The organism is Bacillus sp. 166amftsu (assembly GCF_900107445.1).
In the GTDB taxonomy this organism is placed as follows: Bacteria; Bacillota; Bacilli; order Bacillales; family Bacillaceae_G; genus Bacillus_A; species Bacillus_A arachidis.
This window is the reverse complement of the sequence record NZ_FNQA01000017.1, coordinates 1-26,930: the sequence shown is the minus strand read 5'-3', so window position 1 is coordinate 26,930 and position 26,930 is coordinate 1. Positions and strand designations below refer to the sequence as shown.

The 26,930-nt window shown below is 36.0% G+C and carries 24 protein-coding genes and 1 pseudogene; 5 read left to right on the top strand and 20 right to left on the bottom strand.

Annotation, left to right across the window (positions count from 1 at the left end; all coding sequences use genetic code 11):
• Positions 1-249 precede the first annotated feature (249 nt).
• Positions 250-1,401, top strand: a complete 1,152-nt coding sequence (locus BLV40_RS22885) for a VanZ family protein (protein ID WP_090694203.1) — start codon at positions 250-252, stop codon at positions 1,399-1,401.
• A gap of 4 nt (positions 1,402-1,405) precedes the next feature.
• Here the strand turns inward: BLV40_RS22885 and BLV40_RS22880 are convergent, their stop codons facing one another.
• From BLV40_RS22880 to bdhA, 5 genes and pseudogenes are all read right to left on the bottom strand, one after another.
• Positions 1,406-2,719 carry a D-arabinono-1,4-lactone oxidase gene (locus BLV40_RS22880; RefSeq protein ID WP_090694199.1) on the bottom strand — a complete coding sequence of 438 codons (1,314 nt, stop codon included), beginning with the start codon at positions 2,717-2,719 and terminating at the stop codon, positions 1,406-1,408.
• Positions 2,707-3,879: an amino acid deaminase/aldolase gene (locus tag BLV40_RS22875; protein WP_090694195.1), complete on the bottom strand. Its 1,173-nt coding sequence runs from the start codon at positions 3,877-3,879 to the stop codon at positions 2,707-2,709. The genes BLV40_RS22880 and BLV40_RS22875 overlap by 13 nt, the downstream gene beginning before the upstream one ends.
• Before the next feature lie 187 nt (positions 3,880-4,066).
• Positions 4,067-4,918 carry a phospholipase CerA gene (gene cerA, locus BLV40_RS22870; protein ID WP_026592940.1) on the bottom strand — a complete coding sequence of 284 codons (852 nt, stop codon included), beginning with the start codon at positions 4,916-4,918 and terminating at the stop codon, positions 4,067-4,069.
• Between the two features lie 226 nt (positions 4,919-5,144).
• Positions 5,145-5,282, bottom strand: a pseudogene (locus BLV40_RS22865) (ion channel); the annotation flags it as partial.
• Between the two features lie 315 nt (positions 5,283-5,597).
• A complete protein-coding gene (bdhA, locus tag BLV40_RS22855) occupies positions 5,598-6,650 on the bottom strand; it encodes a (R,R)-butanediol dehydrogenase (RefSeq protein ID WP_026592939.1) in 1,053 nt (350 codons plus the stop codon).
• Positions 6,651-6,877: 227 nt separating this feature from the next.
• On the opposite strand from bdhA, the gene BLV40_RS22850 reads away from it, so the two are divergent.
• On the top strand, positions 6,878-8,032 hold the full coding sequence (locus BLV40_RS22850) for an MFS transporter (RefSeq protein ID WP_090694187.1): 1,155 nt from the start codon (positions 6,878-6,880) through the stop codon (positions 8,030-8,032).
• 32 nt (positions 8,033-8,064) lie between these two features.
• On the opposite strand, the gene BLV40_RS22845 is transcribed toward BLV40_RS22850, so the two are convergent.
• From BLV40_RS22845 to BLV40_RS22795, 10 genes are all read right to left on the bottom strand, one after another.
• Entirely contained in the window at positions 8,065-8,904 is an 840-nt protein-coding gene (locus BLV40_RS22845; protein ID WP_090694185.1) for an N-acetylmuramoyl-L-alanine amidase, read from the bottom strand.
• Positions 8,905-9,923: 1,019 nt separating this feature from the next.
• Positions 9,924-10,571, bottom strand: coding sequence for a fructose-6-phosphate aldolase (gene fsa / locus BLV40_RS22835; RefSeq protein ID WP_026592936.1), 648 nt, complete (start codon positions 10,569-10,571; stop codon positions 9,924-9,926).
• A 35-nt stretch (positions 10,572-10,606) separates the two neighbouring features.
• Entirely contained in the window at positions 10,607-11,530 is a 924-nt protein-coding gene (rbsB, locus tag BLV40_RS22830; RefSeq protein WP_090694181.1) for a ribose ABC transporter substrate-binding protein RbsB, read from the bottom strand.
• A 14-nt stretch (positions 11,531-11,544) separates the two neighbouring features.
• Positions 11,545-12,480, bottom strand: a complete 936-nt coding sequence (rbsC, locus tag BLV40_RS22825; RefSeq protein ID WP_026592934.1) for an ABC transporter permease subunit — start codon at positions 12,478-12,480, stop codon at positions 11,545-11,547.
• Between the two features lie 3 nt (positions 12,481-12,483).
• On the bottom strand, positions 12,484-13,968 hold the full coding sequence (locus BLV40_RS22820) for a sugar ABC transporter ATP-binding protein (RefSeq protein ID WP_026592933.1): 1,485 nt from the start codon (positions 13,966-13,968) through the stop codon (positions 12,484-12,486).
• Positions 13,969-13,986: 18 nt separating this feature from the next.
• A complete protein-coding gene (gene rbsD / locus BLV40_RS22815; RefSeq protein WP_026592932.1) occupies positions 13,987-14,382 on the bottom strand; it encodes a D-ribose pyranase in 396 nt (131 codons plus the stop codon).
• Complete coding sequence (gene rbsK, locus BLV40_RS22810; protein ID WP_090694177.1) at positions 14,379-15,275, bottom strand: ribokinase; 897 nt, start codon at positions 15,273-15,275, stop codon at positions 14,379-14,381. Before rbsK ends, rbsD begins: the two co-directional genes overlap by 4 nt.
• Before the next feature lie 13 nt (positions 15,276-15,288).
• Complete coding sequence (locus tag BLV40_RS22805; protein WP_026592930.1) at positions 15,289-16,260, bottom strand: LacI family DNA-binding transcriptional regulator; 972 nt, start codon at positions 16,258-16,260, stop codon at positions 15,289-15,291.
• A 142-nt stretch (positions 16,261-16,402) separates the two neighbouring features.
• Entirely contained in the window at positions 16,403-18,022 is a 1,620-nt protein-coding gene (locus BLV40_RS22800; protein WP_026592929.1) for an MDR family MFS transporter, read from the bottom strand.
• A gap of 19 nt (positions 18,023-18,041) precedes the next feature.
• The gene (locus tag BLV40_RS22795; RefSeq protein WP_026592928.1) at positions 18,042-18,500 is read right to left on the bottom strand and encodes a MarR family winged helix-turn-helix transcriptional regulator; all 459 of its coding nucleotides are present in this window, start codon (positions 18,498-18,500) and stop codon (positions 18,042-18,044) included.
• 267 nt (positions 18,501-18,767) lie between these two features.
• Here BLV40_RS22795 and glpT point away from each other — a divergent pair, with 267 nt between their 5' ends.
• Positions 18,768-20,117 carry a glycerol-3-phosphate transporter gene (gene glpT, locus BLV40_RS22790; protein WP_090694173.1) on the top strand — a complete coding sequence of 450 codons (1,350 nt, stop codon included), beginning with the start codon at positions 18,768-18,770 and terminating at the stop codon, positions 20,115-20,117.
• Between the two features lie 151 nt (positions 20,118-20,268).
• Here the strand turns inward: glpT and BLV40_RS22785 are convergent, their stop codons facing one another.
• From BLV40_RS22785 to BLV40_RS22770, 4 genes are all read right to left on the bottom strand, one after another.
• On the bottom strand, positions 20,269-20,385 hold the full coding sequence (locus tag BLV40_RS22785) for a DUF4027 family protein (RefSeq protein ID WP_081811076.1): 117 nt from the start codon (positions 20,383-20,385) through the stop codon (positions 20,269-20,271).
• A 249-nt stretch (positions 20,386-20,634) separates the two neighbouring features.
• Positions 20,635-21,057: a universal stress protein gene (locus BLV40_RS22780; RefSeq protein WP_026592926.1), complete on the bottom strand. Its 423-nt coding sequence runs from the start codon at positions 21,055-21,057 to the stop codon at positions 20,635-20,637.
• An 81-nt stretch (positions 21,058-21,138) separates the two neighbouring features.
• On the bottom strand, positions 21,139-22,584 hold the full coding sequence (locus BLV40_RS22775) for a SulP family inorganic anion transporter (RefSeq protein WP_090694170.1): 1,446 nt from the start codon (positions 22,582-22,584) through the stop codon (positions 21,139-21,141).
• Positions 22,585-22,733: 149 nt separating this feature from the next.
• Positions 22,734-23,978, bottom strand: coding sequence for a cell wall-binding repeat-containing protein (locus BLV40_RS22770; RefSeq protein WP_090694166.1), 1,245 nt, complete (start codon positions 23,976-23,978; stop codon positions 22,734-22,736).
• Positions 23,979-24,105: 127 nt separating this feature from the next.
• Between BLV40_RS22770 and BLV40_RS22765 the strand changes: the two genes are divergently transcribed.
• Complete coding sequence (locus tag BLV40_RS22765; RefSeq protein ID WP_170833696.1) at positions 24,106-24,834, top strand: response regulator transcription factor; 729 nt, start codon at positions 24,106-24,108, stop codon at positions 24,832-24,834.
• Between the two features lie 11 nt (positions 24,835-24,845).
• Entirely contained in the window at positions 24,846-26,219 is a 1,374-nt protein-coding gene (locus BLV40_RS22760) for a sensor histidine kinase (RefSeq protein ID WP_090694163.1), read from the top strand.
• Between the two features lie 231 nt (positions 26,220-26,450).
• Here the strand turns inward: BLV40_RS22760 and BLV40_RS22755 are convergent.
• Positions 26,451-26,930, bottom strand: a 480-nt coding sequence (locus tag BLV40_RS22755) for a CAP domain-containing protein (protein WP_244525442.1), incomplete at its 5' end; no start/stop codon positions are given.

The following is a 26,930-nucleotide window of genomic DNA, read 5'->3' as shown; positions in this document are numbered from 1 at the left end:
GTCATGGCTACGTCTAAACCAAAGTGACCCGTACTCATTTTCTATTTTTGTTTTAGTTTTAAGCTTAATATGGGGCTGAAAAATGTCCTGACCGTTTCTATGCATGGACGGATGCTCTCTCATCCCTAAAAAATAAGGGGTATGTTGCTTTTTAATTCAGATTCCCTTTCCGCCTCTAAAAATAAAGTTTGCTTTTACATTTTATTGAAGCTATAATAAAATCTTAATTTTTTCGAAAGGAGCCACATTTTGACAGCTTATTTATTTCCAATTAAAACAGCATTTATTCTATTTCCTTTTTTAGCAATGGTTCTATTGATTCCATTTCTAATATTTAATTACAGAAAATATGGCTATCTAAATAAATGGCGTTCTTTTATTTTATACTCTTTGCTTCTTTATTTGTTAAACGCCTATTTTCTTGTTGTCTTACCTCTACCGCAAACATATGATACATGTAGCCTTCAGCCAGCTAACACACAGCACGTTCAGCTTGTACCGTTTTATTTCATTCAAGAAATTAGCAATCATACAGCAGCGATATTAGCAAAACCTGCTACCTATTTTTACTTATTAAAAGAATCTGCCTTTTTACAAGTCGCATTTAATGCCGTGTTAACGATTCCATTCGGCATATATTTACGTTACTATTTCCGCCGTAGTTTTTTACAAACAATCTTCTTTTCACTTTGTCTCTCACTATTTTTTGAAGTGACACAAGTGACTGGATTATACGGTATATACAATTGTGCATATCGTTTATTTGATATCGATGATTTATTTTTAAATACACTTGGGGGAGCAATTGGTTATCTCATCGCGCCAATATTCACGTACTTCCTTCCTAAATCAAATGAATTAGATGCACATGTCGATTTAGCTACGAAACCAGTTGGATTTATCCGCCGCCTAATCGCACTCCAAATTGATTGGATTTTCTTATCCCTTGTTGTGCCAGGTATAAAAAATAAGGGGAATTCTATTTTCATTTCTAAAATGCAATCTTATACCAATCTATATGATCTTATTTTTATTACGTGCGCAGTCCTCGTCTACTTCATCATCATTCCGTATTTTATGAACGGAAAAACAATTGGTAAGGCGTTACTTCGTATTCATATAAAAGGAAGAAATGAACGAATTACATTAAAAGAATTATTCATTCGGTATGGACTGTTTTACTTTGTTCTCGGAGGAATTAACTATATTCTCTCTAGCAGTTCTATTTTAAATCATACGAATCCTTTAATTCTACTTGTTATATTATTATTCATGTTTGCAATTAACGGTATCTTTGTTATTCATGTTCTACTGCACGTATTTAGTCGTGATAAATTACTATTTTACGAACGAATGAGTCATACACGAAATGTAATTACACTCAAAAAAGCTGACAAATAATTTGTCAGCTTTTTTCATAAATAGAAAACATTTTTGCTACATATGGATTTAAAAACACTCCCATTGGATCTACCTTTTCTCTAACTTCCAAGAAAGAGTTTAACTTTGGATAAACACATTGCAACTGTTCATATCGCATTGTATGCATTTTCCCCCAATGTGGACGTCCTTCATACTTTTGAAAAATACGTTCTATCGCTGTGAAGTACGCAGCATACTTCATTCCTTTATACATATGCACAGCGATATACGCTGAATCTCTTCCATAGGCAGTACTTATCCATATATCATCTCCCCTTACATAGCGACATTCAATTGGAAAATGAACTTGAAATTTCTTCTTTTCAATAAGACTGTAAATTTCCCCTACTACATCTTTCATATACTGCGCTGGGACACTATACTCCATTTCATAAAAACGAACATTACGAGATGTAGCAAATATTTGATAACTTGAACCAATTGTTTTTGCATTCGGCACTGCCTTTGCTGATAGCCTACTAACTCCCTTACTTATAGAAGGAAGTAACTTGCATCCTTTAGACAATAATGAAAAAATTATATTTTCAAGTAGTGCCGTCTTGAACTTATGCCACTTTAAATCTATCCCTTTAACTGTCGTTTCATTTGTAATTTTCACTTGAACATCATCTGAATACGGAAACACAAAAAATTCAAAATGACGATGCTGCTTATATTCCTCTAATTTGCTCATTACAGTAGATAACGATTCCTTTTTGCTTTCATAGATAAGTGAATAAGCTGGAATGACTTTTAATTTAACTTTTACAATAATTCCAAGCATACCAAGAGATAACTGAAATGCCTTCCAAAATTCAGGGTTTTCTTTCTCAGAACAAACAATAATTTCTCCAGATGCCAGCACAGCTGTAATTTCTACTACTTGTGTTGCCAAACTACCAAATTGAATACCTGTTCCATGCGTTCCTGTACTAAATGCTCCAGCAATAGATTGTGAATCAATATCTCCTAAATTCTCCTGCGCATATCCCTTTTCTTCCAACAGTTTTCCTAAGTTATACAACTTTGTTCCGGCCCATACTTCTACTATGAATGATTGTGAATCCACATCCAAAATCCCTTGTAGCTCATCTAAAGAAATTAAAATTTCTTCTGTTTGAACAAGAGGTGTAAAAGAATGACCTGATCCAACAACACGAATTCTCTTTCCCTGTTCTTTTGCAAACTTTACTACTTCTATTACATCTTGTATGCTTTTTGGGTACATCGTATATTGTGGATTTCCTTCTACATTCCCTGTCCAATTTCTCCATTTTTGCCCTTTTACAGAAAGCATTGACCATCCCCCCGGTATGTTGAATATTTCCCTATCACTTTGTTACCTGCAATACGATGTAACGATGAGAAACGCTCACATAGTTCTCCGGCTTTACTATGCCTAAATAACACGACATCCCCAACCGTTAGGTGTTCTGAACCATCATAATAAACAGGCGTTTGTACTTCTCCAGCTCCTTCTAAAGCTAACAACTTCGCTCCACTTGGCTCCAAAATCTCCGGCTGTTTGTCTTTCCCAACTGATCCTGAAGCAATATATCCACCACCTAGGCAAGTATATATATGAGGGGCTGGTTGTCTAACAATTGGCAATGCAAATCCAGCAGCTGGTTCAAATTTAATATCTTTATAGTAATCAAAGAGTTTAGGAGAGTAAAAAGCCGAACCTATTGTAATCTCTGTAACAGATTCATCTTGCATTGTCGTTTGTATACTTCCTGTACCACCTCCATTTACAAAACGAAGTGCAATCCCTTGTTCTTGCACTGTTCGTACAATGCTCTGTCTGCGTTCCATCACTTCAAATACAGATTTTTTCTTTAAATAAGAAACTATTTTATTTTTAAAACCTTGCTTTGGTACATCGTCTCCAACTCCTGCAATCTGTGCTTCATAGCCCATTACACCGTCTATTTGTAAAACAGGAGATTGAATTGCTTTTTCAATAACGTCCAAAGCCTCAGCGACAGTACGTATAGGAGAACGTCTAACACCAAAATGAAGCTGAAAAAAATGACTACTCATATCGATATCAATACAGATTCGAAAACGTCCACCTGTTTCCTCTGCAATTGTCTCTAAATAAGCAATATGTTCTACGCAATCTACCATACAAGTGATTATCAATCCTTGTTTTGTAAGCAAACTAATTTCTCGAAGTGCTTGTTCATCATGTATAGGGTATCCAAGCAACAAATCGTTAAATCCTTGTTTTATTAAAAATATTACTTCTCTTGGTGAAAAACACATAATGCCTTGAAAACAACGATTAGAGGCTAAAATTTTCTTCATCACTGGAACAGATCGTAATGATTTACTAGCAATACGAACTTTCTTTCCTTGGCACAATTGAACAATGGACTCAATATTTCTTTCTAACGCTTCTTCATCAAGAAATGCACATGGTAATGGAACCTTTTGAAATATGTTACGCTCCACATCGTTCTCTCCTCTTATATATATGTCTTATACATATTGGAAAGAAACTATCATTCTCCTGTGTCTAAACAAAAAAAGTTTCTTCTTGACGAAGAAACTTTTTAACTATTTCAATAGAAGTGATTGCCTGTACTGGATCATGAGTCATGATATGTATATGTTTATTACTAAGAAGTAACCAAGCATTCTATCGATTTACATATGTATCAAACCAAAGCTGAATATATCCCGCTGTGACACGCTGCGCCTCTACTAAACGTTTTCCTGCTGTTGGTGTAACTTCTGCACGCCATTTATCTGCATATTCTTGTGAAACTGCCGCTCTTACGAACCAATCTTTTGTAGTGCCATTTACAATACCGGCATAATCTTGCTTAGCAGCTACAGCCGCTCCATGAATCCAGTCTTCAGGGTTTAGTCCTTTCCAATTCCAATAGCCATTTCCATCAGTCACTTTATAATTATCCTTTACTGTATCAACAAAGTTTTCAAATTTAGAATGGAAACCTTGTGGATAAGAAAGATTAGTAAAGTTTGCTGCATGCATTGGTTGATTTACATCTCCTAAGTAATGCAGCGATAATCCTAAATAGAAGAATGCTTGTTTCATATCTCGCTTTTGATAAGATTCACCAGCAAGTTTAAAGTATTTAGCCCCCGTTTCTTTTGCCTGCTTAGCGAAAGGAATATACGTCTTCCCTGTATCAGGATCATAGAAATGAGAAGCAAATGTACTATTATCATAGTAAGGGTTTTCATAATCAGCAGCATAAATACCATTCTCTAGCTCTGTACGCCATTCATTTAATAAGGTGACTTGATCTTGTTTTACAATTGTTGTATTACGGGACATAATATCAATTGCACGATTGACAATCCACAAATGGGAGTTTGTCCCTTCTGCATGTTTATCTTCCGCAGACCAATATTGAATTACTCTTACCTTATTTCCGCTCTCATTTTCATGGGCAAATGCTACACTTTGCAATGGTGCTACTAATGTAATAGCTGCTGCTAGGGCTAATACTTTCTTTTTCATATGAAAACCTCCGCTTATATTTATTTTACTTTAAATATGTAGGTCATATGGTTGATCTAAGATTAGAATATCCCGTCTTTCTATTCATTTCTATTGAAAAATAAATTATGCAAATGTTCATATCATGACTCATTCATATTTTAGTAAACGAATATTAATTTTCTGCAAAGAAACAGCTAAAATATTGTAAAAAAATAAAGCAACCAGGTGCATATCCTGATTGCTTTTACTCCTTCTTTCTCCCTGCTAATATACTTGGCAATTGAACATTTACTGCGAGCTTGTGAACAAGCCCAAACACTATACCAATTCCAATGAAAATATAGAATATCGTAAAGATTTTCCCAAAGTCTATTTGCGGAGTGCCCCCCATAGCCAACTGTCGTTAATGTTCCACTCCATCCCCAAAGGCATTACCTCACCATCAATACACCAGTACCTTGCTGATTGTTGTTTGTAATACTAGTCTACAGATATAAAATTTCTTCCTTTTGAACAAATTTTGGTTTCCATACCGATCCTGCCTCTTTTTTAAAGTAATAGTATCAGTACGTTCAAGATTTACAGATTCATTGCAAGTGTTTTGAAGTTCTTGCACCATAACCATCACCTTTCTATACATAAAAAAAGTAGCCCTCTTCTATTTCTAGAAAAAGGCTACTTTCTTCTATATTATACATTATTTAGGTGAAACAAGAATTTTCACTTGATTTTTATCTTTTACGAGCGCTTCAAATCCTTCTTCTACAACTTGATCCACAGTAATTTTTTTCGTAATTAATTTCTCTGCTTGAATTTGTCCAGAGCTAATTAATTTAATAGCAGATGGGAAGATATGACGGTATCCAAGAATACCTACAATTTCTTTTTCTTTTAATACTAAGTTGTTTGGGGTAATTGTCGCATCTTTTTCCCATACACTGACAATTACAGTTTGTCCTTCAAAGCTTGTACTTTCAATCGCTTGACGAAGTACAACTTCAACACCTGTTACTTCGAAGCTAACATTTACGCCTAAACCGTTTGTTAAGTTACGGATTTCTGCTAGTACCTCTTGTTCTGCTGGATTTAATACATAATCAGCACCCGCTATTTTTGCTAACTCTTGACGTTCTTTAGAAAGTTCAACTGCGATAACAGGCGTTGCACCTGCCGCTTTAACAGCTTGGATAACAAGAAGTCCAATCGGTCCACAGCCAAATACAGCTACAGCTTCACCTTCTTTTAATTTACTTTGACGCACTGCATGAACTGCAACTGCTGCTGGTTCTACAAGTGCACCTTGTTCATAAGTCATTTCATCCGGGATATGGTGAACCATATCTGCTGGCACTACAGTATATTCAGAGAAGCCACCGCCATCTCCACCAAGACCATGGAAAACAAGTTGTTCACAAACGTTGTAATGACCATGTTTACAAGCTTCACATTTGCCACAAGAATAAATAGGTTCTACAACAACGCGGTCCCCAACTTTATGAGTTGTAACGCCTTCACCAATTTCAACTACTTCCCCACTAAATTCATGACCTAAAATAACAGGTGCTTTCACATGTGTTAATGGATGTTCTTCTGTTGGAATAAAAATAGGTCCCGCTAAATATTCGTGTAAATCTGTTCCACAAATACCACACCATTTGATTTTGATTTTTACTGCTCCTGGCCGAACCGCTGGTTCTGGAACTTCTTCTACTCTTACATCACGTTGATCATACCAAAGTAATGCTTTCATTTTATGCATCCCTCTCTATGTACATATACTTAACCTAGTGAAGTTTACTAATCTATTATAGTACTTTTATCCATATATTTCAAAAAACCAATCTGAAATTCACCAAATTTTAACAAAAAAAGTTCACTTTTTTGTCACTTTGTACTTTTTTCCACATCTGTTAATTCAATTTCATTGCAGGTGAAATTCGCATTATGCCATAATAGCAGAGGAGAGGTGAACATCACTTGAAATATTTCATTTATTTTATTGTTATCGTAGCGTTTTTAGATACATTTTCACAATTACCAATTATGAGTACTTACGCGCAAAGCCTCGGGGGAACCCCTCTTATTATCGGCCTTGTTGTAGGTATGTACTCGTTTGCCAATATGATTGGAAATATTATCGCAGGTGCATCTGTTGATAAATTTGGTGCAAAGAAAGTTCTCTATATGAGTATGGGAATTACAAGTTTCATAGTATTATTGTATACCGTTGTTCAGAGCGGCGAGCAATTACTCATCGTTCGCTTTTTACATGGATTTAGTGACGGCTTCTTAATTCCTGCAGCCTTTACTTTCTTATCTAAACAAACAAAATCAACAAAACAAGGAAAAGCAATGGCACTATCTGGTGCCGCTGTCGGAACAGCAGCTATCGTTGGTCCAGCCTTCAGTGGAATTATGAAAGCAAAAGTAGGCGTTGAATGGGTCTTTATTACGATTTCGCTCTTAATGGTACTCGGTACAATCGTGGCCCTTTTCTTATTACCAAACAATGTGACTAGAAAAGATACATCACGAACGCAAATGATGAACAAAGAAGATATGATAGGATTACTAAGATCCGAACCATTATTACAAGCCTATATTGGCGCTTTTACATTAATGTTCTCACAAGGTATCGTCACATATATGTTACCTGTAAAAGTAGAGGCATTAGCACTCAAAGCGTCTACAACAGGTATGATGTTAAGTGTCTTTGGGATTACTGCCATCCTCTTCTTCTTGCTACCAACAAATCGTATTTATGATCGATTTGACCGTTCAAAGATGATGCTAATCGGTATTGCAGTCATGGCACTTGCCTTATCATTACTTGGTATATTTACAACAAAAGGCATGCTCTTTGTTGTTATGATGATTTACGGAATTGGATTCGCCATCCTCTTCCCATCTATTAATGCTTTACTTGTTGAAAATACAACTGAAGATAAACGCGGGAAGGCATTCGGATTATTTTATGCTTTCTTCTCATTAGGCGTTGTCGCTGGATCCTTTACAGTTGGAGCAATCGGGGCATCACCAAGTGTAAGCTTTGTAATTGGAACAGCATTCTTACTCACATTTGCTGGAATGATTTATGTCAGAGGAAAAATAAAAAAGACAATGATGAATTAACTCATCATTGTCTTTTTTTAATTAAATCTTTATTATAAAACCTCAACATATGAAGGATTAGCAGTTATATAGTTTCCTGATTTTAGCTTATACATTTTTGAACCATTTACAGTTAACGTTCCCACAACAGTGAACACATCACCTTTTTTCACAGTACCAGCCTTTGCATTCCAATCAGGTTGATTATAATAATATAATTCTTCTGCTTTCACACGAACTAAAAATGTTTTCTTCTGTAATCCAAATGCCTTTACTAAGCCATTTACATGCCCTCTTGCAAGTTGTTCTCTAAATGTTGCATTACCTAATTTTTGTGCATCTTCTGCTCGATCAATAAATCCATTTTCAGTTAATACTGCTGGCATATTCGTTTCTCTTAACACATGGAAATTACTCGTTTTAACTCCTCTATCATAAAGGTCAGTTGTTTTCATAATTTCTTGATGAATTACATTTTGGTAAGTCGTAGTTGGTGCTCCTGCATTTGGATAACTATAATCTTCATAGCCAGTGCCACCACCACTATTAATATGTACAGATAAGAAAAAGTCTGCTCCCCAATTATTTGCATCAGTTGTTCGCTGCGTTAACGTAGGGTATACATCACTCGTACGACTCATTTTAAGTTCATAACCTGTATACTCTGCATTTAAAATGTTACGAATACGTGTTGCAATATCTAATGTTAAGTCTTTTTCTCTTAAACCATTTCCAATCGCTCCTGTATCCGTTCCGCCATGACCTGGATCAAGATAAATCTTAACTGTCTCTGCACTTGCATGTGTAGTTGGTACAGCAAAATACATACATGCTACACATAATAAAACAATACTACCTTTCACAAAAACTGATAATTTTTTCAATGCTGTCACTTACTTTACTCTCCCTTTGCGTATGGATTTACAAATATTCCCTACATTCTAAGTCTACTAGACTCTACATCCTCTTCCTAAAAAAGGATTTCTATTAAACTATTAAACTATCACTATCTTATTAATCCTTTTGAATTTTACTCAAAATAAAAGACAAAATCAATATATAATTTTGTTTTTTATAAATAATTATTATTTTAGATTCAAAATTAGTAAAATCTTGAAATATATGTATTTATTCGCGTTAAAAAAAGGGGTAAACTCTATTTGTCTCTATATTTTAAAAATATATTTTTATCATGTTTCATAAGTTTATTACTTCCGATTTTTATTTACTATATTTAAAAATTCCTATTGTTCTTTTTTACTTTTCAGTAATAATCGTATTCGAATACTACGCATTGTAATTTGTTGAAACTCCTCTTTCTTCTATACCAATCATCTTGATACAATCTTCCCCCATCAACATGGATATTTTTATTTAGCACCTTATTTCAACATACATCTCAAGATTTCACCGTCAATTTCCCTCTCTTAATAATCCATAATGCATTGTACTTTTTAACAAAACAGGAAAAAATATAAGCGCAGTGAGTACATGCCCTATAATAGAAAAATAATCGACTACTAACTCTTTTATTCGTGCCCAGATAAAGGTAAAGAATGGAATAATAAAAATATCTATCGCAATTAAAAATGGCGTTACTTTTGTTTCTTTCTTTTTAATAAAAGAAACCCTATCTTATAATTAGAAATGCCAATAATCTTGTGTAAAAGCTATAACTCTTCACTCATTTTTTAAAATGCATAAACACCAACTATATCTCGACAATTTCCTCGGAAATATTCCTATTCCCTACAACATTTGATAGACACTTCATGACTTAAAAAGAAATGTTATTACAGGTATCTGTTGTTATTTTCAGTATCGTTGCAACATATTTATAGGGATTTTTAACCATCTAAATAACAAAAAAATCACAACTCAAACAAATGAGCTGTGATTTTTTATTATATGTTTATTTCTCTTGTGTTTTTTCCCAATCAGCTAAGAATTTCTCAATTCCTTGATCTGTTAACGGATGTTTCACTAATGCTCCGATTACATTCGCTGGAATTGTTGCGATGTGTGCGCCATTTAATGCTGCGTCAGTTACGTGAACACTATGACGTACAGATGCTGCAATAATTTCTGTTTCAATACCGTGAATTGCAAAAATCTCAGCAATTTGGCGAATTAAGTCCATACCATTATGACCAATATCATCTAAGCGACCTAAGAATGGAGATACATATGTTGCACCAGCACGTGCTGCAAGTAATGCTTGTACTGCAGAGAACACTAATGTAACGTTTGTACGAATTCCTAAATCTGAGAATGCTTTTACTGCTTTTAATCCTTCTTTTGTCATTGGAACTTTTACAACAACGTTTGGAGCGATTTTTGCTAATTCTTTTCCTTCTTCAATCATTTTATCTGCTTCTAGGCTAATAACCTCTGCACTTACGGGTCCTTCTACAACATTGCAAATTTCACGAATGCGTTCATGGAAATCCACGCCTTCTTTTGCTACAAGTGATGGATTTGTTGTTACGCCTGCTAATACACCTAGTTCATTTGCTTCTTTGATCTCGTTAATATTTGCTGTATCAATAAAAAATTTCATTTGTTATTCTTCCTTCCTAAATGTAAGTTTATATTTTATTTTTTCTTAATAAGCTCTAATTCAATCGGAATGAATTTTTCCACTTTTTTACCTTGGGTCACTTGTTTTGCTGTTTCCATCGCTTTCTCTCCGATTAATTCTGGTTTTTGTGCAACAGTTGCTGCCATACGTCCCTCATTAACCGCTTTTACAGCATCGTCCGTTGCATCAAATCCAACAACAGCCACATCTGTTTTTCCAGCAGATTTTAATGCTTCAAGTGCGCCTAATGCCATTTCATCATTATGAGCAAATACTGCTTTAATATCGCTATTAGCTTGTAAAATATTCTCCATAACGGATAATCCTTTGGCACGGTCAAAATCAGCAGCTTGCTTAGCAGTAACTTTTAACCCCTTATCAGCTACTTTATGGAATCCTTTCCCACGCTCACGTGCAGCAGATGATCCAGGAATTCCTTCTAGCTCAGCAACGCTTGCCCCTTCACCAATAAGTTCATGAATGTATTCGCCTGCCATTTTGCCACCTTCGATATTATCTGAAGCAATATGAGAAACAACTTTCCCTGAGTTTGCAACACGGTCTACTGTAATAACAGGAATATTCGCCGCATTTGCTGCACTCACTGCTGAAGCAACCGCATCTGAATCTGTTGGGTTGATAACAACTACATCAACGCCTTTTTGAATTAAATCTTCGACATCATTTGTTTGCTTAGCTGCATCATTTTGTGCATCAACAGCAATCAATTCGATACCACTTTCTTTCGCTTTCTTTTCTGCACCTTTTTTCAATGTGACGAAAAATGGATTATTTAAAGTGGAAACAGAAAATCCAACTTTAATAGTTTTATTTCTCCCTTTTTCGCCAGAATCCTTTGCCCATTCCGGTGGTTCCATTGAACATCCGGCAGTAATTACCATGATAAATGCAACGAGCATAAGCAACCATTTTTTCATGAATTGTCCCTCCATTACGCTTCTTTTCGACGATCAATTAATACAGCAAGTAAGATAACAAGCCCTTTGACAACTTGTTGGAAGAAAGAAGATACCCCTAATAAATTTAAGCCGTTGTTTAATACACCGATAATAAGTACACCGATGAATGTACCAACAATCCATCCTCTTCCGCCCGAAAGACTTGTTCCTCCTAAAACAACTGCAGCAATTGCATCTAATTCGTAAGAAGAACCAGCAGTTGGCTGTGCAGAATCTAAGCGCGATGTTAACACAATACCTGCAAGCGCTGCCAAAATACCAGAAAGACCGTAAATCATTATTTTTATTCTCGTTACATTAATACCTGATAGCGCCGCTGCTTCTTCATTCCCACCAATTGCAAAAGTACGGCGACCAAATGTTGTTTTCTTTAAAATAAAGTACAGAACTGCGAAAGCAATCATCATCGTTACAGCTGGTACAGGAATACCAAGGAAATAACCACGACCAAACATTTGAAACATTAAGTGATCACCAAGGCCAGTGATCGGACGTCCGTCCATGTAAACAAGCGTGAGCCCTCGGAAAATGGTCATTGTTGCTAATGTCGCAATAAATGGTGCCACTTTTCCTTTTGTAATAATGATACCGTTTACAATCCCCATTACAAGACCTGCTAACAATCCAATTGCCATTGCAAGGAACGGATCCATGCCACTTGCCATCATTCCAGCAACAAGTGCACTTGATAATGCTAAAATAGAACCTACCGATAAGTCAATACCCCCAGTTAAAATAACGAAGGTCATTCCAAATGCAATGAGTGCATTAATCGACACTTGTCGCAAAATATTAAATAAATTTGGAATCTCAATAAAAGCTGGATTTAATGCTGTAATAACTACAATAATCAGTACCAATCCAATTAAAGAACCTAGCTGCTGCAATATATTTCCCTTTTTAGCCATACCTTACTCTCCCCCTGTAGCTAATGCCATAATGGACTCTTGTGTTGCTTTATCTTTCTCTAAAATACCGCCTACTTTTCCTTCATGAATAACAAGGACTCGATCGCTCATCCCTAATACTTCTGGAAGTTCAGATGAAACCATAATAACGGCATCTCCTTGATTTGTAAGCTTGTTCATAATAGAATAAATTTCTTTTTTTGCTCCAACATCAACCCCTCGAGTTGGTTCATCTAAAATTAACAGCTGTGGATGGATTCCTAGCCATTTTGCAATCACAACTTTTTGTTGATTCCCACCAGAAAGCGACTTGACAGCTTGTTCTCCATTTGCCGCTTTTACATTAAGGAGCTTCATCATGTCCTCTGTAAACTGTGCTTCTGCCCCATTATCCATCACACTACCTTTTGAAAGGCTCTCTAAATTTGGCAATGCTAAATTTTCACGAATTGAAAAATCTAATACAAGCCCTTCTGATTTTCTATCCTCTGTAATAAAGGCAATTCGCTGCCGTATTGCATCAATTGGGCTATCAATTTTTACCTCTCGACCGTTCATAAATATTTGCCCTGAGTCTAACGGTTCATGTCCAAATATTGCTTTCATAATATCTGTACGCCCTGCCCCCATTAATCCAGCAACACCGAGAATTTCCCCTCTTCTCACTTGAAACGAAATATTTTCGAACTTTCCTTCTTTCGTTCCGTTGCGCATTTCAAAGATGACTTCGCCAATCTTAGCATCGCGCTCTGGATAACGTTCTCCAATGCTACGGCCAACCATCATACTTACTACTTCATCAAATGATGTTTCAGGAATTAACCGTGTTCCAACATATTCTCCATCACGTAAAATTGTAATGGCGTCACAGATTGAAAAAATTTCTTCCATGCGATGCGAAATATAAACGAACGATACACCTTCTTTACGTAATTTATTTATAACCGTAAAGAGCGTTTCAATTTCGCGGTCCGTTAATGCCGCTGTCGGCTCGTCCATAATAATAACGCTCGCATTTGTCATTAAAGCCTTACCAATTTCAATAATTTGCTGTTGCCCAACTGATAATTCCCCGGCAAGCATAGCCCCTTTTACGTGAAGTCCTAAACTTGCTAATTGGCTCTCTGCGATGTCATTCATTTGACGTGTACGCAGTATGCCTGTTTTCCCATACATAAGCTCTTTTCCAAGAAACATATTTTCAGCAACTGTTAAATTCGGTAATATATTCAGTTCTTGATGAATAAAAGCAATCCCATATTCTTCAGCTTCTTTTGCATTTTTAAATATGCGTTCTTTTCCATCAATTATGACTTGACCAGTATCTTTCGTGTACACACCTGTTAAAATCTTCATAAGCGTTGATTTACCCGCTCCATTTTCCCCCATCAGTGCATGGACTTCTCCTGTTTCAATGCTAAACTGTGCATTTTTCAAAACAGGATTACCATTGAACGCTTTTGAAATATTTGTCATTCCAATACGCATTCTCATCACATCCCTTTATTAAAAAATCACGCCTGCGTGTAAAATAATGTTCGCATATGGCGTTGCTTCTCCGGTACGAATAATGGCCTTTGCCCGTTTTGTACGTTCTTTAAACTGTTCATGCGATACATATTCAAAAGCGGCTTCTTTTAAACGCGCCTCAACTTCTTTATTTATTTCTGCGTTATTCATGGTGATTTCTTCTGCTAATGTTACTTTTTCGATTGCCATATCATCTATCAAAACTTGTAACACATCTAGAAAAGATGGTTTTCCAAGCTCTACTGCTAAATCAATTCGTTTCACACCATCAGGAATCGGTAAGCCACAATCCGCAATCACAACTGTATCCGTGTGCCCAAGTGATGCTAGTACCGCGGCAATTTCACTATTTAATACACCATGCTTCTTCATCTAACAATCACCTGCACTTCTCTAAGTCTCTCCCTTGTTGGCATACCACCTTGTGCACCAAGCTTTGTTACAGAAAGACCGCCCGCAATATTTGCAAAGCGAATTGCTTTTTCAAGTGTTTCTCCTTCAGAAAGCGCGACCGCTAACGCACCATTAAATGTGTCACCCGCTCCTGTTGTATCCACTACTTCTACAGAAATACTTGGAACATGAACAATTTCTGTACCATTATGGAAGCGAACTCCTTTTCCACCTTCTGTCATCAGTAACTTATTTGGGTATTTCGCAAGTAATTCTTCAACTGGTGACGTAAAATCATCTAATACAATGCGGCACTCATGCTCATTCGGTGTAATGTACGTTGCCTTCTCCAAAATATTTGCTGGTAATACTTGTGCTGGAGCCGGATTTAACATAACTGGAACTTTATGTTCTGTGCAAATATCAAGAATATATTCCACTGTTTCTAACGGAATCTCCAGCTGAAGGACAACCATATCAGCTTTTACAAGAAGATCTTTTGCTCGGTCTACAATTTGTTGATTTACAAGACGATTCGCTCCTTGCACAACGACAATACTGTTATCTTCCTCTGCTAACACAATATGCGCAATTCCTGTCGTTTCATCTGTAACCGGTACCACATAGTCGATAAAAACACGTTCATTTTCTAAGTTTTTTCTAACTACTTTACCGTAAGCATCTTCTCCTACAGCTCCAACCATCGCCACATTCGCACCTAGTCTAGCTGCGGCAACAGCTTGGTTAGCTCCTTTTCCTCCTGGCACTGTATGAAATGCTTCGCCAATTACTGTTTCTCCTGCTTTTGGTCGCTTTTTCGAAACAGCGACTAAATCCATTGAAATACTGCCGACTACTGCAATGTTTGACATATATCTCATCTCCTTACTTCGTTGTATTTCGTTCTATAATTTCAATCGGTAAACGATAATGTCCTGTTTCTAATTTATTTCCTTCCATCTGTTCTAGCAATAATTCCGTTGCAATTCGTCCCATTTCATAAGTAGGTTGCGCAACTGTCGTAATAGATGGATACATCATTTCTGTAAATGAAATACCATCAAATCCAATGATTTGTAAATCATTTGGAATAGAAATCCCCTGTTGTAACGCCGCTTTTACTGCACCAATTGCAATCAAATCATTTCCAGCTACAATACCATCAATGTGCGGATGCACTTCTAACAATTCCATTGTCACGCGTTCGCTATCTGCTGGATCAAACGTACTCTCTGTAATCATATAAGAAAGTCCATGTTGTGTAATAACATCTACAAAACCCTCAAAACGCTCATTTGCCGTACTCACATCACGCGGGCCACGAATATGAGCAATATGTTTACAGCCTTTTTCTAACAATAACTTTGTTGCCGCCTGACTTCCCGCATAGTTATCAGCATACACTGTAGGTATTCTCTCATTAAACATGCGATCAATTGCAACAACTGGCACGGAAAGGTTCATGTAATTCACACTATTTTGTGGATTCGTAGCTACAATAAATCCATCTACATTATTTTGTCTAAGCACATCAATATATTGTTTCTCTTTTTCTAAACTTTCGTCAGAGTTACAAAGTACAACTGTGTATCCTTGTTTATGCGCTACATCCTCTACGGCACGTGCAACTTCTGGAAAAAATGGATTCACAATGTTCGGAACGACTAAACCAATTAAACGAGACTTTTTATTATATAGAGAACGTGCTACTGTGCTCGGTTTATAATCCAGCATTTCAATTGCTCGCTCTACCTTTTTTAATGTATCTTCATGAACATATCCATTTTTATTTAACACTCTGGAAACAGTCGCAACAGATACTCCCGCTAATTTTGCAACGTCTTTAATTGTACTCATTTTCTTCCCTCTCCATTTCATGTAACCGTTTACAGGAAATAATATAACTCATTTATAAAAATACGTCAATCATTTATAACTAAAAAAGATTATATGTTATACACTAAAAAAAGCATCACCATAAGGCGATGCTTTTTTCTTATTATGAGTAAGATACTTTTGTATCTTTTTCTTCTACTTCAGTAGCAGGTTCTTCTGCACCTTTTTTACGATCAGAAAGCTTAATTTTTTGTAAGAAGATTGTAAATACGGCACCAACGATGATAAATACTAATCCTGTTAGGAATACACTATGAAGTGAATCCACTAAAGATGTTTTCAAAATTGGTACAATGCTATTTGAGAATGCTTCTGGCATTTGTTTTAATGCCTCTGGGCTAAATAGCATAGAATATAAACCTTGTGGATCTGTATGAATCATATCTTTAAACTTTGTCACCATTTGTCCCGCTTCTGCTGGGAATGTATCTAGTACAGGAACTAATTTATTTGTCAATGTTGTACCTGACGTATTATTCATGATGGAGCCTAAAATCGTAATCCCGAACGTCCCACCGATTTGACGGAAGAACTGACTTGAAGATGTTACAACTCCAAGATCCTTTTTCGGGAAACTTTCTTGTAATGCTAATGTTAATGTCGGCATTACAAGCCCCATTCCTAAACCAATAATCATCATATATGATGTTGCAATAAGTTTAGTTGTATGCATATCCATTGTTGTTAATAACCAAAAACCGCCAGCCATAATGAGCATACCTGTAATAATTTGTGGTTTTACGCCTACCTTTAATACAAGCTGACCACCAATAATACTCATCACAATCATCGTAACCATCATTGGTGTCATTATCGTTCCAGATTCAGCAGCACTTACGCCAACAATTCCTTGCATAAAGAATGGAACGAACATAATTGCTCCAAACATTCCAATACTCATAAAGAAACCAATTGCATTTAATAGTGTAAATGTACGGTTCTTAAAGAAATGGATTGGCAAAATTGGCTCTTCTGCCTTTGTTTCCACAATAATGAAACTTACAATACCAATGACAGCCAGTGTAAATAATCCAATGATTTGCCAAGAACCCCATGCATAGTCTTTCCCACCGAATGTTAATGCAAGTAATAAACTTACAACACCAAGAATCATTGTGAAAATACCAGCAATATCGATTTTAATTGGTCCCGTTTGTTTATGTGATTTTAATCCCATTGCGATAAAGATTGTCGCTAAAATACCAACTGGTAAGTTAATATAGAATACCCATCTCCAGTTAACAGCATCAACAATCCAGCCACCAACTTGCGGTCCGATTACAGAAGCAAGGCCATATAATGCTCCAAAAATCCCTTGCCATTTCGCACGTTCTTTTCCTGTAAACATATCCCCGATAATAATCATTGCCATTGGCATCATAATACCGCCACCAAGACCTTGAATACCGCGGAAGATAATTAATTCTGTCATACCATTTGCCATACCACAAAGTGCTGAACCAACCATAAAGATGATAAGCCCTGTTATATATACGTTACGACGTCCTAATAAGTCAGCTAACTTACCTGCAATTGGTACAACTGTTGTTGATGTTAGCATATATGCTGTTGTTAACCATGTCATTAAGCTTAATCCGCCTAATTCTCCAACAATACGCGGCATCGCTGTGCCGACAATTGTTCCATCTAATGCAGCGAATAACATTGCAATAACTAAACCAATTAACAACAGCTTTCTATTTTGATTTGCTTGTTGCTCCATGTAATCTCCTCAATTCTTTTTAGTTTGTCTCTATTTCCTCAGATGCCCCGCAAATAATTGTCTCTATTTTTTCAAATAAGCGTAATAAATCTTCTCTTTCTTGTAAATCTAATTGTGAGAAGTATTTCGCAATATGCTGATTTCGAGCGATCATTGCCTCTTCTAATACATCTTTCCCCTTCTTCGTCAGCTCAATTACAACAACACGGCGATCATCTTTATCATGGTAGCGCAGTACCAACTCTTGCTCGATTAACCGATCAATCATTACTGTAATTGCACTTGGTTTCACATACATTTTCTTCGCCAATTTTGTTGCTCTTGATGCACCATAATGGTCTAAAATTTTTAAAATATAAAACTGCGGTGGTGTAAGTCCTGATGCTTGCATTTGTTCTAGTAACTCCGTTTGCATTTTCTTTCCTATAGAAAATGCTAAAGCTTGGATTCTATCAATATGAGTCATATCATTTGGCATGTTATCCACCTCTTATTTAAGCAATAAAATATTTAACGTTTTTAAATATTAAACCTTATAATTAATTTCGTCAATATTTTTATTTTGTAAAAACGTTTACAATTTTGTCACAAAGTTGTATAATTTGTGACGAAGTTAATAGCGAAGGTCATGGAGAATTAGAGTATACGACTATGAAACATAGAAAGAGCACCTTTCTATGTTTCATAGTCTTTTTTGTTTGCCATGGTATTAAACGCTTACAATAATAGAGGAGGATTTTAAGCAATGTTTCTGACTAATTTATTTAAACCTGCGCCGCATACAGAACGATTGCCTGCTGATCGCGTCGATAGCGAATACCGTAAACTGCGCTTGCAAGTGTTTTTAGGCATTTTTATTGGTTATGCAGGTTACTATCTTGTTCGCAAAAACTTTTCACTGGCAATGCCTTATCTTGTTGAACAAGGATTCAGTAAAGGTGAACTTGGTATTATCCTTTCTGCCGTATCCATTGCATATGGCTTAAGCAAGTTCATTATGGGAATTGTCTCCGACCGTTGTAACCCCCGCTACTTCTTAGCAGCAGGACTATTTTTATCCGGTATCATTAATATTATTTTCGGTTCGTTTTCTTTTATTACAACAAGCATTTTACTCATGTTTGTTCTGCAATTCTTAAACGGATGGGTACAAGGTATGGGGTGGCCTCCATGTGGTCGTACGATGGTTCATTGGTTCTCTATTAGTGAACGTGGTACAAAAATGTCTATTTGGAATGTTGCTCATAACGTCGGTGGAGCACTTATGCCGTCCCTTGTTACATTAGGGCTATATTTATTCGCTAATGATTGGAAAAGTGTATTTTACTTCCCAGGTATTCTTTCAATTTTAGTTGGGATTTATGTACTAATTACAATGCGTGATACACCTCAATCTTGCGGATTACCATCAATTGAGGAATATACAGGAGAATATCCAGCAGATGAAAAGGTAAAAGATCGTGAGCGTGAGCTTTCGGTAAAGGAAATTTTATTCAAATATGTACTGAACAATAAGTTTTTATGGTACATTGCTATTGCTAACGTATTCGTATATTTTGTACGCTATGGTGTTGTAGACTGGGCACCTACTTATTTAGTAGAGGAAAAAAGCTTTACTCATAGTAGCTCTCGTACAGCTTACGCTCTATATGAATGGGCTGGGATTCCTGGGACACTTCTTTGTGGATGGATGAGTGATAAACTCTTTAAAGGACGCCGTGCCCCTGCTGGTATTTTATTCATGGTTGGTGTATTCATTGCTGTTCTTGTTTATTGGTTAAACCCAGCTGGCCACCCAATCATCGATAGTATCGCACTTGTTGCAATTGGCTTCTTAATCTATGGACCAGTTATGTTAATTGGACTACATGCACTTGACTTAGCTCCGAAAAAAGCAGCTGGAACAGCAGCTGGTTTAACAGGATTCTTCGGCTATCTTGGCGGAGCATCATTCGCTAGTGCTGCGATGGGCTTTATCGTAGATGCTTTCGGATGGGACGGCGGTTTCATTCTATTACTTGCATCTTGTGTGCTTGCGATTGTATTCCTTGCACTTACTTTAAATACAGGATCGTCAAAATCTCAGCAAGCATAAAGTGAAACTTTAATCAGTGGAAACAACAGCTGAAATAAAATAGCTCTTAGCATTCAGATATATGCTAAGAGCTATTTTTTATTTATGCCTAGTGATATTTTCTTGCAGCCTATAACAATCATTTCCCTTCTATTTACATATATTACTTTTATTAAAACATCTGCTGAAACATTTTCATAGCAATAGCCAATATTACCGAAGTAGTAAATCCCCCTAAACAAATAAGACTCACTCCTTGACTATATGTTAAACCTTGAAATGCTTTCATTTCTTTCATCCTTTCGTTCGTTTATTTGATATCTTTATTTTACCCATGTAAGAAATTTTATAACATCGATTTCACTAACAACTGTCTTACAATATTGTAAGATTTCTACCTAATATAAATACAAATAAAAAACATAAATCTTTTTTAGGATGTAGAGATCATCCAGCCATGCCTAGAAGCGATTGGCCCTCTTCCTGCTCCATGCCAAGTGAAAACAAAAAGAAAAACAGACAACATTTCTGCCGTCTGTTACTTCACAATCATCACTGGACATCTCACTCGTTTAGCCACTTTATGACTGACACTACCAAGCACCATTTCTTGCAATGTATTTAATCCTCTGCTCCCTACTATAACAAGATCAATATCTCCTGTATTTACATATTGCACAAGTGTATTTCCTGGATCACCATGTAAAATCGTAATATTATAGGAGATCTCTTCTTGCTGTAATAAAGACTCAATTTCCTTTAATCTATCTTTTCTACTAGCTGAGATTGTCTCTATATCTGTTTGCCCCTGTATAATATCTGATTTTGCTGTTTTATTGTCTACAACATATACAACTTCAACATTTACTTCTTTACTAAATTTAGCAATATGTGCGGTATGTTTTGCTGCACGAAGCGCATGTTCTGAACCATCACATGCTAGTATAATTTGCTTGTACATATGCTGGAGCCCCTTTCATCATCATACTCGTATTATAATATAAAAAGAACTCTTTCGGTTCTCCGAAAAAGTTCTTCCTATTTAACGAACAGCTTGTTTCGCCAATTTTATAACAAGTTCTGAACTGCGCTCATTTAATCCCGTTATCTTTACTTTTACACCATTTTGCTCATACTTCATTACAACTTTATCAACTGCTGCTACTGCTGAACCATCCCATACATGAGCCTGTGTAAAATCAATTTCTACTTCCTTTACATCTCCTTTAAATTGAAATGCATTTATGAATTCTGTAGTAGATGCAAAAAAGAGTTGGCCATGAATGGCATATATTTTTTTCTCACCAACATAAAAATGTTTCACGTGAATCTTTTTTGCCATATTAAATGCGAATAAAACTGCACTTATAACTGTACCAATCATAACACCAAGAGCTAGATTATGTGTAACGAGAACAATTGTAACTGTTACAATCATAACAAAGGCATCACCTTTGGGAACTTTATGAAGAGTAAATACAGAGTTCCAATCAAATGTCCCGATAGAAACCATAATCATAACTGCAACTAATGCTGCCATCGGGATATGGACAACATAGTCACCAAGAACAAACAGCAATACAATTAAAAATCCACCTGCTACGAATGTGGATAAGCGACCACGACCACCGGATTTAATATTAATAACAGATTGTCCAATCATAGCACACCCTGCCATTCCACCAAAGAAACCAGCAACAATATTAGAAATTCCTTGTCCACGTGCCTCTTTATGCTTATTACTTGTTGTATCTGTCATATCATCTAAAAGAGATGCCGTTAATAGTGACTCTAATAAACCAATAACAGCTAACATAATAGAATACGGTAAAATAATAGCTAATGTTTCTAACGTAAATGGCACATTCGGAATACTAAAAAACGGTAATTCAGTTGGTAAACTTCCCATATCACCAACTGTACGTAATTGTAAACCGCCCAATATTGCAATACTTGTCACGACAATAATAGCAATAAGTGTAGAAGGCACTGCTGTTGTAATACGTGGAAATAGATAAATAATTGCGAGCCCTAAAGCTACTAACGCATACATTTGCCAATTCGCGCCTTGAAAATGAGGCAATTGTGCTGTAAAAACTAAAATCCCTAACGAATTCACAAATCCGCTCATGACAGAACGCGGAACAAATTTCATAAATGAACTTAGTTTTAACACGCCAAAGATAATTTGTACAACACCGGTTAAAATTGTTGTAGCAAACAAATACTGTAATCCATAATCTTTTACAATCGTTATCATCAACAGTGCCATCGCACCTGTTGCAGCAGAAATCATTCCTGGTCTTCCGCCCACAAATGAAATTGTCACTGCGATACAAAAAGCAGCGTATAATCCAACCATTGGATCTACCCCTGCAATAACAGAAAAGGCAATTGCTTCAGGAATTAAAGCTAATGCAACAACAATCCCTGATAACACATCACCTTTCACATTAGAAAACCATTCATTTTTTATAGTTTGAAACAAAAGAACACTCCTCTAATTTTTTATTTTTGATTTTCTTCATAAGAAAATCGATCCGACTGCACGAAGGCTATTATATAACGAACGTCAGATTTTCTGCTATGAAAAAGTTTCCCAAATAAAAAAGCATTGCCTGACGCAATGCTTTTCTTTTAATGCCCACTATGCCCCTCGCCATTTTCTTGAACAATCTCTAATCTTTCATCTAATATCCCTTGTGTATCAAATGAAATATTCTCTATATTCCCTAATAAAAAACCGTGGTTATATGGCCCAAGCGTTGGATCATCTTTAAACTTCGGTTTTATCATCGCTAGTAAATCATATACTGGCTGCGTTACTTTACCATTCTCTAATAGAAGGACCGGTGCATGTTTCCCCATATGTGAAAACGGCGCACCAGCAATTGCTAAATCAGGTGTTTCTGTTGAAGTAAATGATACGCCATGCCCCGGCTTTTTAAATCCCCAACCAAATTTCGTTTTTTCATCTTTGAACTTTGCGAAGGCAATTGAATTCTCTGTCGGAGTTTCTCCACTAATACGGGTTACTTTGCCATGCTTACTCAATTGTTTTTCTACCTCTTTTGAAACAATTTTTTCTGGGCCTAACACATATATATTTACTTTTCCTTTTCTTGCTTTTAACGCCTCAATTGTAGCTTCGGGTACTTTATCTTTACCTACATATAAAAGAGGTTCAGGCATATGAGAAATCCAGTTCACGGCTGGAGTTGTATACAAACGCCCTTCTTCTTCAGACGAACCGACAATAACACTTTCCGGATACTTCCCTGTTATGTCTGCATATTCTTTATCAACATCTTTCGCAAACTTCGCTGGATCAGTCTCTTTTATCTGTTTTACTTTGTATTCTTTCAGTTGATCTAATACGGGAGATTCTACATCTCCCATCACCATAATTTGCGTTCCATCTTTTGTTCCAAGTGGTTTTAACCGTTTTATTTCCTTTAATGTCGCTTCCGGAATACTTTCCTTATTCATAAATAAAATAGGTCCATTGTTTGGATGATGAATGAGATCCGCACTAGCAATTCCAAGTTGCCAATGATTAACTGGTACTAAAATTACCGCTCCCGGTTGATTCTCCTTATGAGTCGCTGGCCAAATTGTTTGTGATGTTAAGACTGCCATGTGAACAGAGTCATTTGTGTTTAATCGTGTGATATTTTTTAAGCTTGTTGTTAATAAATCACGAGATGCATCGGCATTCATTTCTTTCGGTGGCATCGCTTCACGATTCATTTCCTTTTGCTGATTATTTTTCTTCTCGTTTGCAGATTCGTGATTTTTATGCTCTGTATTTGCTTGCCCACACGCTGCAAGTCCAAATGCAGCAACTATTGTCATACTCAAAACTTGAGTTACCTTTTTCACTAAATCGCCTCCATATCCATCATTTTTCAAGCCTATATCCTTTACCGAAAATGGAAATTTCAACTATACGATAGCAAGCAATTCTGAAGAAATTATGCAGATGCATCATAATCTGCACCATTTCTTCATGATTTTGCTTTACACTTTTAGTAGTGAATACAAATACGGAGGATATTATATGATGGATATACTACTTGTAGATGATGAAACGCGTATGCTGGAATTAGTAGCACTTTATCTTACTCCTAGAGGATATAACTGCATTTGTGTCACTTCTGGACAAGAAGCCCTTTCCTATATAGAAAAACAAAATTTCAAGTTCATTCTTCTCGATATTATGATGCCGAAAATGGATGGATGGGAAACATGCAAAAGGATTCGTTCATTTAGTAACGTTCCTATTATTATGGTAACCGCACGCGATCAAACGATTGATGTTGTTCAAGGATTAAAAATTGGGGCTGATGATTATATAACGAAACCTTTTCAAGAAGAAGAATTATTAGCACGTATTGAAGCTGTATTACGGCGTAGTAATCAACATGAGCAACTACGCTATAAAGGAATTTTGTGGGATGAAGCGAGACACTTTATCTCCGTTTATGATCAAGAACTCCTCCTTACACCAATCGAATTTTCTTTACTTGGGTTATTTTTACATCATGTGAACTATGTATTAAGTCGCGATCAGCTTATTGAGCGGATTTGGGGGCTAGATACAAATACAGAGGATCGTACAGTAGATTCTCATATTCGTAATTTGCGTGATAAATTACGAAAGGCCAAATTCCCAATTGATAAACATTTAAAAACCGTGTATGGAATTGGCTATCGATGGATTGATATTGAAAATTAAGGAGTAACGCGATGAAACGGATTTCTGTTCAACTTGGATTTTATTTTTTAATTGTTACACTTCTAATTGAGAGCGTTTTATTTATATTACTCTATTATAGTCTTGTAAATAATAGGGTAAACGAAGAGATGACAGCATTATTAAAACGCGGAAATAGCCACCGAGATGTACTCGAAAAACATTTTGATTCGCAAACTATTTCTCATGTCGCTTTAATGGAGTCAGAAGCTGAAACAAAGGTTGTCATAACAAATACCAATAAAGAAATATTAGCAAATTCTAATGATATAGATTCCACTATAAAGAGGCACATTATTGGAATGATAGCAGATACGAACCACAACGGAACTATCGTGGAGAATCACTGGAAAACTTCTAACTATATATGCACAGTTAGTCCAATAATAATAGAAGGAAAAATGCAAGGTTATGTTTATATGTTTCTTGGCACAAGTTCCATTAAACAAATGATTGCAGGTCTTACAAAACAATTTCTTGTTGCTGGTGCTGTTACATTCATTTTAACATTCATTACGATATTTCTTCTATCACGTCTGTTAACGAAGCCGCTCCTCCGTATGAAGCATGCTACTGAAAAAATGAGTCATGGTGATTTATCCGTCTCTTTAACTAGTACTCGAAATGATGAAATCGGCGAACTTGCCGTGTCTATCCAAACGCTCGCAAATGATTTACATTACATGAAAAAAGAACGCAGTGAATTTTTGGCAAGTGTCGCTCATGAACTAAGAACACCGCTAACTTATGTAAGAGGATATGCAGACATCGCCATGAAAAACGGTACATCTCCTGAGCAGCGTCAAAGGTATTTATCGATTATAAGAGACGAAGCTGATTCTATTACAAATTTAGTACAGGACTTGTTTTTACTTGCTCAAATGGAAAATCATAATTTTTCTATTCAGGCAAGGGAAGTACACTTGCAAACCTTCCTTTCTCGCATTGTTACAAAAGTGAATATGATGTATGAAGCGAAACATATCCACGTTTCTTCAACATGTTCTTCTTCACTTTCCATAGTTCTTGATGAACAAAGATTTGAACAAGTTATTGTTAATATTTTAAATAATGCTTATGCACATTCAGCTGAACATTCTCGAATTATAATTTCCGTTACAGAGCATAAAACACAAATTGAAATTGCCATACAAGATACTGGAGAAGGAATTCCAAAAGAAGATATTCCACACATTTTCGAACGATTTTATCGCGTTGATAAAGCAAGATCTCGTTCAACTGGTGGAACTGGATTAGGGCTTGCTATTGTTAAAGAGATAGTTGAACTACATGATGGAGAAATTACTGTCACAAGTGAAGTAAATCAAGGTTCTTGCTTTACTATTTCATTACCAACCAATATGTGAAAAAGCTTTAGACAACTTGATAAGGAAGATAGGTGGGGGACAGGTGACGCTTATAATAAAAAAACAGAAGTCATTCGTAAAAATGACTTCTGTCGTTCAAAACTTTTTATTGAACTCTTCATGGAATACCTTTACTAAACGGCTGAATTCGTTTCATAATTTAAATTCCATCATTTGCAAATTCAAAAAAGTTTTTTTTGCTAAAAGCTCGAGTTTATCAACAATTTTTATTTATTTTTTAATAAATTGTTGCGTCCAAATATTTCCTTGTTTCACGTAACCAACACCTATATAAGTAAAATTCCTATTTAGAATATTCGCACGGTGCCCTGGACTGTGCATCCAAGCATCCATAACTTCTTCTGGTGTTTGTTGCCCTTTAGCGATATTTTCACCTGCTGCTGAATAAGAAATACCAAAACGTTTCATCATGTCAAATGGCGAATTATAAACTGGACTATTATGATCAAAATAATTATTTGTCAACATATCCTCTGATTTTAAACGTGCTACTTTACTAAGCTCTGTATCTATCTGCAATGGAGATAAGCCAACTTTCGCTCGTTCTACATTAACTAGCTCCACAACACGTTTTTCAAACGCATTTAGTACATGACCTTTATTCTCTTGTTTTTTAGCTTCTTCCTGCTTTCTAGCTTCTTCTTGCTTTCTAGCCTCTTCTTGCTTTCTAGCTTCTTCCTGCTTTCTAGC